The 11105-nt window shown below is 63.8% G+C and carries 9 protein-coding genes, 1 tRNA gene and 1 pseudogene; all 11 read right to left on the bottom strand.

The genetic code is table 11. From position 1 onward, the window contains the following. Window positions 1-76: 76 nt before the first annotated feature. Window positions 77-926: pseudogene (locus LRH25_RS25935) on the bottom strand (fumarylacetoacetate hydrolase family protein); the annotation flags it as partial. An 814-nt stretch (window positions 927-1740) separates the two neighbouring features. Then, window positions 1741-1817, bottom strand: a tRNA-Pro gene (locus tag LRH25_RS25930). Between the two features lie 27 nt (window positions 1818-1844). Further along, window positions 1845-2366, bottom strand: a complete 522-nt coding sequence (locus LRH25_RS25925) for a MerR family transcriptional regulator (protein WP_141290314.1) — start codon at window positions 2364-2366, stop codon at window positions 1845-1847. Between the two features lie 58 nt (window positions 2367-2424). Continuing rightward, a complete protein-coding gene (locus LRH25_RS25920; protein ID WP_141290316.1) occupies window positions 2425-2814 on the bottom strand; it encodes an integration host factor subunit alpha in 390 nt (129 codons plus the stop codon). A 29-nt stretch (window positions 2815-2843) separates the two neighbouring features. After that, complete coding sequence (gene pheT, locus LRH25_RS25915; RefSeq protein WP_231012809.1) at window positions 2844-5261, bottom strand: phenylalanine--tRNA ligase subunit beta; 2418 nt, start codon at window positions 5259-5261, stop codon at window positions 2844-2846. 62 nt (window positions 5262-5323) lie between these two features. Continuing rightward, a complete protein-coding gene (gene pheS / locus LRH25_RS25910) occupies window positions 5324-6364 on the bottom strand; it encodes a phenylalanine--tRNA ligase subunit alpha (protein ID WP_141288452.1) in 1041 nt (346 codons plus the stop codon). A 116-nt stretch (window positions 6365-6480) separates the two neighbouring features. Then, complete coding sequence (gene rplT / locus LRH25_RS25905) at window positions 6481-6837, bottom strand: 50S ribosomal protein L20 (RefSeq protein ID WP_141288451.1); 357 nt, start codon at window positions 6835-6837, stop codon at window positions 6481-6483. Between the two features lie 27 nt (window positions 6838-6864). Next, window positions 6865-7068, bottom strand: a complete 204-nt coding sequence (gene rpmI, locus LRH25_RS25900; RefSeq protein ID WP_028601240.1) for a 50S ribosomal protein L35 — start codon at window positions 7066-7068, stop codon at window positions 6865-6867. A gap of 172 nt (window positions 7069-7240) precedes the next feature. Continuing rightward, window positions 7241-7768, bottom strand: coding sequence for a translation initiation factor IF-3 (gene infC, locus LRH25_RS25895; protein ID WP_141288450.1), 528 nt, complete (start codon window positions 7766-7768; stop codon window positions 7241-7243). A 105-nt stretch (window positions 7769-7873) separates the two neighbouring features. Continuing rightward, on the bottom strand, window positions 7874-9793 hold the full coding sequence (gene thrS / locus LRH25_RS25890) for a threonine--tRNA ligase (RefSeq protein ID WP_141288449.1): 1920 nt from the start codon (window positions 9791-9793) through the stop codon (window positions 7874-7876). A 241-nt stretch (window positions 9794-10034) separates the two neighbouring features. After that, window positions 10035-11105 carry a patatin-like phospholipase family protein gene (locus LRH25_RS25885; protein WP_231012815.1) on the bottom strand — a complete coding sequence of 357 codons (1071 nt, stop codon included), beginning with the start codon at window positions 11103-11105 and terminating at the stop codon, window positions 10035-10037.

The raw sequence follows: 11105 nt of genomic DNA, 5'->3' as shown, positions 1-11105 counted from the left end.
TGCGGTTTTCGATTTGCGTGGCATTCATGTTCCTTGTCGACATGCTATGCCTCACACACAAATCTCCTGACAGGCCCATCGGGTTGCGCAACAGCCCCACTGCCTCGATTTCCACCTCAACCACATCACCGACCTTCATGAACAGCGGCGGCTTTTTGCTCCAGCCGACGCCGGCAGGCGTGCCGGTGATGATCACATCGCCAGGCACCAGCGTAAATATTATTGATGCATAGTTGATCAGCCGCTCGACCGAAAAGATCATGTGCCCGGTGTGACTGGATTGAACCACTTCTCCGTTCAGACGCGTCTCGAGCTTTAATTGTTGGCCCGGCTTGATCTCGTCAGCGGTCCACCATCCATGGCCCAAACGCGCCGGTCGATTCGAAATTCTTGCCCGAGGCGATCTGCTTCGCGTGAAATTGCCACTCGCGCACGCTCGCGTCGTTGTAACAGACATAGCCGGCTACGTAGTCAAACGCTTCGGCAACGGGTATGTCGCGGCCCTCTCGGCCGATGATCACGGCCAGCTCACCCTCCCAGTCCAGCGACGGAGACACATTGGGAAGCACGACCGGCTGCTCGTGCCCCGTCTGCGAGCGCCACACTCGAAGGAAGATCGGAGGATATTCCGACAACTCGCGTTGCATTCCAGCGGCCAGCACTTCCTGATGGTGGTCCATGTAGTTGCGAACCGCGCAAACAATCTTTTCCGGTTTCGGGATGACTGGCAGAAAGACGATCTCACTCAGCTGGGCATCGATGGGACGGCCCTCAACGTGCTCAGCCGCGTCGCGGTACCCGCCACAGGCGATGTAGTCCTGCAACGTCTGCACATCGGTTCGCCAGTTCGACAAGTCCACCACCCCATCGCCGACGACAGCGCCCCAAGCTTCCCGACTTCCCACGCGATAGGACAAAAGCTTCATGTTTATCTCCGAATCAACTAGCGCAGATCAAAAACGTCCACCGCAAACTATATCGGCAAAAGTAATTTTTGTGCATAAAATTTTCCCTTAGGCAGACACCGTGGAGAAGCCAAAAAGCGCAGCTCGATCCGCCCACCTTTTGTAAGCGTTCCCAATGTCATCCGACTGTCCCACGTCTAGTCGCTCGACCTCTTCAGCGCTCAGCAGAACGACTAGCCTGTGCATTCGGTGCCATACAACTCCAACCCCGTTGCGATGTCATAGCGCGAGCTTTGAATACTGCGAAGCATCCGACAGGCATGCCATAAGTCACTGAACCGCCCCGGGGCGATTCAGCCTAAATCCGGCAGTTACCCGGTCGCTGGCAGCGCTGGGGCTGGCCTGGGTGGCCCGATGACGGGCGCGATGCGATCACTGATGTAGCGCAGCGGGCAAGCCCCAGCGCTGCCAGCGACCGGGTAACTGCCGGATTTAGGTTGAGATCAAGATCCCACAGCAGGCCAAGGACGACGTGGTCTTTGTTAAGTAAGACCACCCAGACAGCCAGGGCCCAATCAGAGAGAAAGCAAGGCTTGCTCGGCGAGCGGCAGCCCGGCGCTGGAAGACAGGCTGTTGCCGCGAGCGCCAAGGCTCCATGACAACCGGAACCACCATTAGCTGCCTGAGCGCTAAAGTGACCAATGTTGCAGTTTGCCGTGAGTAAGTCGGGCCGCGGAACAGGCACCATGTAGGCACCAACCGCGTTTGGTGCCCCAGAAAGGAGAAACGGGCTAGCCCCTGGCAAGGCTAACCCGTTGATTTTTCTCGCTGTCTTTGGTCGGGGTGGCGGGATTCGAACTCGCGACCCCTTGCACCCCATGCAAGTGCGCTACCAGGCTGCGCTACACCCCGACAAGACTTCCATTATAGGCAGAAAATTCACTGAATTGAAAGCAGGTCGCGGATCGCCAGCAATTCTTCTCGCACCTGCGCAGCACTGGGGTTTTGCGGCAGGACGGGATGCACACGCAGCTCGGCAGCGAGACCGCTGGCGTCGAGTGCGGCAGCTCCGAAGTGGCCGCTCGAAGTGCTGCTGTCCGCACGCGAGGCCTGCACGAGCGTGGCCATGTCCAGTTCGTCGCTCAGCGGATCGATCGTGATGTCGCTGCTGGAGAACTCGCCACCTTCGATGTGACCGGCTTCCTGCAGGCGGTTGCGGGCACCGCTGATGGTGAAGCCCTGGTCGTACAGCAGTTCGCGGATGCGGCGGATCAGCAGCACTTCGTGGTGCTGGTAGTAGCGCCGGTTGCCGCGGCGCTTCATCGGGCGCAGCTGGGTGAATTCCTGCTCCCAATAGCGCAGCACATACGGTTTGACACCGCACAGCTCGCTCACTTCGCCAATGGTGAAGTAGCGTTTGGCCGGAATGGCCGGCAGCAGCGGTGCGGCTTCATGGTGCATGGCGGAAAGAGGCCCCAATCACCGAGATATCAACGGGTTCTCGCAGGGCGCTGTGACTTTACTCGAACTCCTCGGCCGGCGGGACATCCCCCTGCACGACAGCCTTGAGCTTGTGGCTGGCGTGGAAGGTGACGACGTTGCGGGCCTTGATCGGGATCGACTCGCCGGTGCGTGGATTGCGCCCGGGCCGCGGCGCCTTGCGGCGGATCGCGAAGTTGCCAAAACCCGACAGCTTCACGTCGTCGCCGCTGACCAGCGCCTGGTTCACGATGTCGAAGAACGCTTCGACCATGTCCTTGGACTCGCGCTTGTTCAGGCCCAGCCGCTCGAAAAGCAGCTCGGCCAGTTCGGCCTTGGTCAGGGTCGGTGTTTCAACCGAGGTCAGCAGCAGCCGTCCGGGCGGTTGCAGGTCATCCTCGGACGGATCATCGTTGCCGTCGTTGCCCATCATGCTGGTCATGGTGTGGCGCCCTTCCCTCAAGCCCGCAGGCGCGCGCCGTGCGCGGCCTGCACCCGGGCAACTGCTGAGACGACTGCGGCGTCGATGCGCTCTTCGGTCAGCGTGCTGCTGTCGTCCAGCAGTTCCAAGCGCACGGCCAGGCTGCGTTCGCCCGCGGCAATGTCGGCCGTCGGCTGGGCCGGCTTGTAGACGTCGAACAGCCAGGCGGCGCGCACCAGCGGATCGTCGCGCAGCGTGCCCATCAGCGCGTCGTGCGTGACCTTGTCGGCCACCACCAGCGCCAGGTCACGCTGGATGAGCTGCTGTCGCGGCACGCCCTGGGCGGCCGGCAGTTCGCGCTTCTGCACCGCGGCCAGGTCCAGCTCGAACAACACCGGTGCCTGCGGCAGCTCGTAACCCTGGCGCCACTTCGGATGCAGCTCGCCGATGTGGCCGATGGTCGCGCCGTCCAGCTGCACCGCGGCGCAGCGGCCAGGGTGCATGGCGGGATGCTCGGCCGCCACGAAGGTGGCCTTGCGCGGCGCCAGCAAGGCTTCGATGTCGCCCTTGACGTCGAAGAAGTCCACCGCCTTGTCGGCCTGCGCCCATTGCGGCGCTGCCGCCGGACCGTAGGCCAGGCCGGACACGCGCAGCGGCTGGTGCACGCCGGCCACGCTGTGGTCGGTGTCCTGCACGCTGGCGTCGCGCAGGAACACGCGGCCCAGCTCGAACACGCGCACGCGCGGTGCCTTGCGCGCCAGGTTGTACTTCAGCACCTGGATCAGGCTGCCGAGCAGGCTGGTGCGCATCACCGACAGCGGCGCGGCGATGGGGTTCAGCACCTTGATCGGTTCGGCATTGCCCGCCAGTTCCAGCTCCCAGCGTGCCTCGACAAAGCTGAAGTTGATGGTTTCCTGGTAATCCAGCCCGGCCAGCGCGTGGCGCACCGCAAACGGCGCACGCTGCGACTCGCTGCGCACGCGCGCGGTCACCGGCGCCAGCGGCGGCGTGGCCGGCAGGCGCTCGTAGCCGAGGATGCGCACGACCTCTTCGATCAGGTCCTCTTCCAGCGTGATGTCGAAGCGCCAGCTAGGCGGCGTGACGGTCAGTGTGCCGTCGCCTTCAACGAAGGGCAAACCCAGGCGCTGGAACACGCTGGCACATTCAGCCTGGGTGACCGGCATGCCGATGACCTTGCAGGCACGCGCCACGCGCAGCGTCACCGGCTCGCGCACCGGCATGGCCGGCTGCTGGTCGTCGATGGGACCGGCTTCTCCGCCGCAGATTTCCTGCACCAGTCGCGTGATGCGCTCGATGTGTTCCACCGTGCCCTGCGGGTCCACGCCGCGCTCGAAGCGGTGGCCGGCGTCGGTCGAGAAGTTGTAGCGGCGCGAGCGGCCCATCACCGCCTTGGGCCACCAGAACGCCGCTTCGATGTAGATGTTGCGCGTGTCGTGGGAGACCGCCGTGGCGTCGCCACCCATGATGCCGGCCAGCGACTCGACGGCCTGATCGTCGGCGATCACGCCCACCTGCGCGTCCAGCGCGACGGTGTTGCCGTTCAGCAGCTTCAGGCTCTCGCCTTCCTTGGCCCAGCGCACGCTGAGGCCGCCGTGGATCTTGTCCAGGTCGAAGATGTGCGACGGGCGGCCCAGCTCGAACATCACGTAGTTCGAGATGTCCACCAGCGGCGAGACGCTGCGCTGGCCGCAACGCGCCAGGCGCTCGACCATCCACGCAGGCGTCTGCGCCTTCGGGTTCACGCCGCGCACGATGCGGCCGGAGAAACGACCGCAAAGGTCGCTGTCCTGCACGCTGACCGGCAACACGTCGGCATGCGCCTGCGCCACCGCTTGCAGGTTCGGCTCGACCAGCGGCGAGCCTGTCAGAGCCGAGACCTCTCGGGCCACGCCGTAGACCGACAGGCAGTGCGCCAGGTTGGGCGTGAGCTTGAGCGTGAACAGCGTGTCGTCCAGCTTGAGGTGCTCGCGGATGTCCTGGCCCAGCGGCGCGTCGGCCGCCAGCTCCAGCAGGCCGCCGTGGTCCTCGCTGAGCTTGAGTTCGCGGGCCGAGCACAGCATGCCGAAACTCTCGACGCCGCGCAGCTTGCCGGTGCCGATCTTGAAGGGCTTGCCGTCCTCGCCAGGCGGCAGCTCGGCGCCGACGATGGCCAGCGGCACCTTGATGCCGACACGCGCATTCGGCGCACCGCAGACGATCTGCAGCGGGCCGTCCTTGCTGTGCGGGCCGGCGTCCACGCGGCAGACGCGCAGGCGGTCGGCGTTCGGGTGCTGCTCGGCTTCGACGATCTCAGCCACGACGATGCCGTGGAACGCCGGCGCCACTGGCCGCAGCTCCTCCACTTCCAGCCCGGCCATGGTCAGCAGGCGGGCCAGTTCTTCGGTGTTGACAGGCGGGTTGCAGAACTCGCGCAACCAGGATTCGGGGAATTGCATGAAAGGTTCCGGATGAATGTTTTTCGAAGGCAGCGGGCGCGGCGCTCAAAGCCGCGCGGGGCTCACTTGAACTGCGTCAGGAAACGCAGGTCGCCGTCGAAAAACAGCCGCAGGTCGTTGACGCCATAACGCAGCATGGCCAGCCGGTCGATGCCCGAGCCGAAGGCGAAACCGATGTAGCGCTCCGGGTCCAGCCCCATGTTGCGGATGACTTGCGGATGCACCTGGCCCGAGCCGGACACTTCCAGCCAGCGGCCCTTCAAGGGGCCGGAGCCGAACATCATGTCGATCTCGGCGCTGGGCTCGGTGAACGGGAAGTAGCTGGGGCGGAAGCGGATCTCCATGTCCGTCGTCTCGAAAAACGCGTGCATGAAGTTGATGTAGGCCGACTTCAGGTCCTTGAAGCTAATGTTCTCGCCCACCCACAGGCCTTCGACCTGGTGGAACATCGGCGAGTGCGTCGCGTCGCTGTCCACGCGGTAGGTGCGGCCCGGCGCGATGACGCGGATCTCGGGCATCGGCTCGCCGGCATCGATAAGGTGCTGGTGCTTCTTGACGTGCTGCACCGCATAGCGGATCTGCATCGGGCTGGTGTGGGTGCGCAGCACATGACCACCCTCGACGTAGAAGGTGTCGTGCATCGAACGCGCAGGGTGATCCGCCGGCGTGTTCAGCGCTGTGAAGTTGAACCAGTCGATCTCGATCTCAGGGCCGTCGGCAACGTCAAAACCCATCGAGCCGAAGATGGCCTCGATGCGCTCCATCGCGCGCGTCACCGGGTGCAGGCCACCGCTGCTGCCGCGCTGGCGGCCTGGCAGCGTCACGTCCAGCGCCTCGGCCTTCAGCTGCACGGCCAGCTCGGCGTCGGCCAGGGCCTGGCGGCGCTCGGTCAGCAGGGCTTCGATGCGTTGCTTGGTCTGGTTGATCTCGGCGCCGCGGGTCTTCTTTTCTTCGGGCGACAAGGCCACCATGCCCTTGAGCAGTTCGGTCACCTGACCGGACTTGCCCAGGTAACGGGCCTTGGCATTCTCCAGCTCGGCAGGCGCGGCAGCCGCCGCGAACTCGGCGCGCGCGTTCTCCACCAGTTGATCGAGATCGTTCATGAAGAGGGAAATGTCTGCGGAAAAATAAAAAAGGCCGCACCACGAGGTGACGGCCTTCGAGAGCCTGATCGGGCAACCGGCCGCCTGCAGACAGACGACCGCGCCCTGTTAGGGAATCAAGCGAGCTGGGCCTTCACCTTGTCGACGATGCTGGCAAAAGCTGCCGGATCGTGGATGGCCATGTCCGACAGGACCTTACGGTCGATGTCGATCGAGGCCTTCTTCAGGCCGGCCATGAACTTGCTGTAGGTCAGGCCCAGGCTGCGAGCACCGGCGTTGATACGCGCGATCCACAGCTGACGGAAGACGCGCTTCTTGGCGCGGCGGTCACGGTAGGCATATTGCCCAGCCTTCATCACCGCCTGTTTGGCGATGCGGAAGACATTCTTGCGACGGCCGCGATAGCCCTTGGCCAGGGCCAGGATCTTCTTGTGACGAGCACGAGCGGTAACACCACGTTTGACGCGAGGCATGAGAGTTCTCCTTCAGTCTTGGTGGAATTACAGGCCGGCAAACGGCAGCATCTGTGCCATGTGACCCATGTTGGTCTCATGCACATTCACTGCGCCGCGCAGCTGGCGCTTGTTCTTGGTGGTCTTCTTGGTCAGGATGTGACGCTTGAAGGCTTGACCGCGCTTGACGGTGCCACCCGGGCGAACGCGAAAGCGCTTCTTGGCGCTGCTCTTGGTCTTCATCTTGGGCATTGCATGCTCCTTTTTGACACCTCTGCTGGGCGACGTTGCGCTTGCAACGTACTTGATGGCCTGCAGTGGCTTCTCTTCAACATCGCGGTCGCGAAACCGCGGCGTGAATCTCTGGATTCGATCTTCGTCTGAACTTCACTGTTGGCGCGGTGGCAAACACCGCGCCAACAGATCAGGACTTCTTCTTCGGGGCCAGCACCATGATCATCTGGCGGCCTTCGAGCTTGGGCATGTGCTCGACCAGGGCCACGTCAGACAACTCATCGCGAATGCGCTCCAGCAACCGCATGCCGATGTCCTGGTGGGTGATCTCGCGGCCGCGGAAGCGCAGCGTGACCTTGCCCTTGTCGCCATCTTCCGCGATGAACCGGCGCAGGTTGCGCATCTTGATGTTGTAGTCGCCTTCGTCCGTGCCCGGACGGAACTTGACTTCCTTGACCTCGATGACCTTCTGCTTGGACTTGGCTTCAGCTGCGCGCTTCTGCTCCTGGTATTTGAACTTGCCGTAGTCCATCAGCCGGCAAACGGGCGGATCGGCGGTGGCGGCAATTTCGACCAGATCCACGTCGGCTTCGGCTGACATGCGCAAGGCGTCCTGAATGCTGACGATGCCCAAAGGCTCGTTCTCGATGCCGTTCAGGCGCACATTCAGGGCAGTGATCTCGCGATTCAGTCGATGCTTGCGCTCGACGTTAGGCATCCGACGGTCGGCAAAGGTAGCGATGGTGCAAACCCCTCAAACAGGCGCCCAGGCAAGAGAGGGGCCCAAAAAAATAAAATCGGCGCGCGGCACCAAAGCGACTGCTCAGGTCCTGGCTGCGATGTCACCTGCGAGCTTCAACTGAAAGTCTGCGAGGGACATCACACCCAGGTCCTGCTGGCCTCGGGCGCGCACCGCGACGGCCCCGCTTGCCTTTTCCTTGTCACCTACGACCAGGATAAACGGGACCTTTTGCAACGAATGCTCGCGTATTTTATACGTGATTTTCTCGTTGCGCAAATCCGCGCTCACCCTAACTCCTTGTTTTTGCAAGGCTTTCACCACTTCGTGCACATAGTCGGCCTGTGCGTCGGTGATGGAGGCGACCACGACCTGCGTCGGCGCCAGCCAAACCGGCATCGCGCCGGCGTGCTGCTCGATCAGGATGCCGATGAAACGTTCCAGGCTGCCGACGATGGCGCGGTGCAGCATCAGCGGCCGGTGGCGCTGGCCATCTTCGCCGACAAAGTCCGCGTCCAGGCGCTCTGGCAGGTTCGGGTCGATCTGGATCGTGCCGCACTGCCACGGCCGGCCCAGCGCGTCCTTCAGCGTGTATTCAATCTTCGGGCCGTAGAAAGCGCCTTCGCCCGGCAGGTACTCGAAATCGCAGTTCGAAGCCTGCAGGCCCTTGGCCAGTGCGGCTTCGGCACGGTCCCAGCTCTCCTCGGTGCCAATGCGCTTTTCAGGCCGCGTCGAGAGCTTGTAGATGATGTCGCTGAAGCCGAAATCGGCATAGACCTTCTGCAGCAGCTTGGTGAAGGCCACCACTTCGGCCTCGATCTGGTCTTCGGTGCAGAAGATGTGGCCATCGTCCTGCGTGAAGCCGCGCACGCGCATGATGCCGTGCAGGCCGCCGGTCGGCTCGTTGCGATGGCACTGGCCGAACTCGCCGTAGCGCAGCGGCAGGTCGCGGTAGCTCTTGATGCCTTGCTTGAAGATCAGGATGTGGCCGGGGCAGTTCATCGGCTTGAGCGCGTAGTCGCGCTTTTCCGATTCCGTCACGAACATGTTCTCGCGGTACTTGTCCCAGTGGCCCGTCTTCTCCCACAGTCCCTGGTCGAGGATCTGCGGGCCCTTGACCTCCTGGTAGCCGTTCTCGCGGTAGACGCGGCGCATGTACTGCTCCACCTCCTGCCAGATCGTCCATCCCTTGGGGTGCCAGAACACCGTGCCGGGCGAGTGCTCGTCGATGTGGAACAGGTCCAGGTCCTTGCCGAGGCGTCGATGGTCGCGCTTCTCGGCTTCTTCCAGCATCGTCAGGTACTGCTGCAGCGCTTCCTTGCTGGCCCAGGCCGTGCCGTAAATGCGCTGCAGCATCTCGTTGCGGTGGTCGCCACGCCAGTAGGCACCGGCCACCTTCATCAGCTTGAAGAACTTCAGCTTGCCGGTGCTGGGCACGTGCGGGCCGCGACACAGGTCCTCGAAAGCGCCTTCGCGGTACAGCGAAACCTCCTGGCCTTCCGGGATGCTGGCGATGATCTCGGCCTTGTAGTTTTCACCCAGGCCCTTGAAGTACTCGACCGCCTCGTCACGCGGCAGCACGCGGCGCTGCACCTTCTCGTCCTTCTTCGCCAGCTCGGTCATCTTGGCCTCGATGGCCACCAGATCGTCGGGCGTGAACGGGCGCTTGTACGAGAAGTCGTAGAAAAAGCCGTTTTCGATCACCGGGCCGATCGTGACCTGGGCCTCGGGGAACAGTTCCTTCACCGCATAGGCCAGCAAGTGCGCCGTCGAGTGGCGGATCATCTCCAGGCCGTCGGCATCCTTGTCGGTGACGATGGCCAGCGGCGAGTCGGCCTCGATCAGGTAGCTGGTGTCCACCAGCTTGCTGGCATCGCCAGTGCCCACGCGGCCGCCGAGCGCGGCCTTGGCCAGGCCGGTGCCGATGGACGCGGCCACTTCGGCCACCGTCAGCGGGGCGGGATATTCGCGTTTCGCGCCATCAGGCAGCGTGATCGTGATCATCAGGAGACTCCAGGAACGGGGCGCATTTCAGGGCCCCAGAAAAACAAAAGCGCGGCATCAAGGCCGCGCAATTGGGTGCAGGAACAAAAACAGTGACGTGTGTAAACCTGCCGCGGCCGACTAATCCTCAGTGACGAAGGTCGTAGTTCGCGGTGTCATAACCCGTGCTGCCTTTCCCGTTCTTGTGGTGGATCTGCAAATTGTAGCGGTAGCGCGCGCACTGGTCGCCAGAAAAGCCGGGCTACAGCGGCTCAGCTTCCACAGCGCGGCCGCTTGCCACCTGCTCAGCGAACTCGTCCGCCAGCCGCTGGCTCTCAGCCACGGCCCGCCGCCAAGCGGACATGCGCCCCTTCAGGTCATCACCAAAAGCCTTGAAGTCATTGCGGTCCGGCAGCTTGGCATTCGGCAGCGTGGCAATCCATTCTTCTCGCGGTGCCAGCAGCACCAAGTTGTCCAGCGAGGCGCTGGGCTTGTGGCGGTGCGCCAGCGCCTTGTCCAGCCAGCCCGGCACCACGCTGGGCTGGAAGTGCGGGTACAGCACCAGGCCATCGCTCATCCGGGCGTAGCGCAGGTGCAGGTGGTAGTCGGTGATGCCGCCGTCCCAGTAGGCGCCACGCGGGCCGCCGGGAATGTCATGCACCGCCTGCAACCAGAAAGGGATGGAACAACTGGCCAGGATGGCTGGCGCCAGATTCGCGGCATCCAGTGGCACCTGGCGGCTGCGGTAGTCGTCCAGCGGCATGGGCAGCGCATCGCGTGCGTCCGAGAACACCACTCGCTCCAGCCAGTGGCCCAGCGCCTTGCGCGCCACCAGGTTGGTGAAAAACGCGCCGCCGTAGCCCAGCGGCGTGCGCAGCCGACCTTCCCGGCCCAGCACATGCCGGCCGCGGCTGGTGAACACATGCAGGCGGTAGCGCGGGTGCTGCAGCACCTCCGCCTCGCGCCCACCGAAGTGATGGCCCAGTTGCTCGCCGAAGATCTGGCTGACCACCCTCGCACTCGGCGCCTTGCCCGGCGCATGCGGATAGTCCTGCACGATGTAGTCCTCCGCCAGCCGGGCCAGCGCCGCCTTCGGATCGCTCATGCACGCAGAGGCCATGCGCCAGGCGCCGATGGAGGCGCCCAGCAAGTGCACCGTTTGCGAAGACTGCGGCAGCCAATCACCAAACAGGAACTGGTCCAGCGGATTCAGCGCCAGGCCCTTGGGCCCGCCGGCCGCCGCGGGAATGACCCGCACATCCGCCGGCGCCAGCCCGCGCTCGCGCAACTGCTGGCGCGCACGCGTGCCGGCGAGGATGCGCAGCGCCCGCAC

This window comes from Ideonella azotifigens (assembly GCF_021043325.1).
GTDB classification, from domain to species: domain Bacteria; phylum Pseudomonadota; class Gammaproteobacteria; order Burkholderiales; family Burkholderiaceae_C; genus Ideonella; species Ideonella azotifigens.
The sequence above is the reverse complement of the archived record's forward strand: the minus strand, read 5'-3'. Positions and strand labels throughout refer to the sequence as shown.

Coding starts and splice junctions, on each gene's coding strand:
- pheS (WP_141288452.1), bottom strand. CDS start 6,364: ATGAACGATCTCGATCAACTGGTGGAGAACGCGCGCGCCGAGTTCGCG.
- thrS (WP_141288449.1), bottom strand. CDS start 9,793: ATGATCACGATCACGCTGCCTGATGGCGCGAAACGCGAATATCCCGCC.
- infC (WP_141288450.1), bottom strand. CDS start 7,768: ATGCCTAACGTCGAGCGCAAGCATCGACTGAATCGCGAGATCACTGCC.
- pheT (WP_231012809.1), bottom strand. CDS start 5,261: ATGCAATTCCCCGAATCCTGGTTGCGCGAGTTCTGCAACCCGCCTGTC.
- LRH25_RS25925 (WP_141290314.1), bottom strand. CDS start 2,366: ATGCACCATGAAGCCGCACCGCTGCTGCCGGCCATTCCGGCCAAACGC.
- rpmI (WP_028601240.1), bottom strand. CDS start 7,068: ATGCCCAAGATGAAGACCAAGAGCAGCGCCAAGAAGCGCTTTCGCGTT.
- rplT (WP_141288451.1), bottom strand. CDS start 6,837: ATGCCTCGCGTCAAACGTGGTGTTACCGCTCGTGCTCGTCACAAGAAG.
- LRH25_RS25920 (WP_141290316.1), bottom strand. CDS start 2,814: ATGGGCAACGACGGCAACGATGATCCGTCCGAGGATGACCTGCAACCG.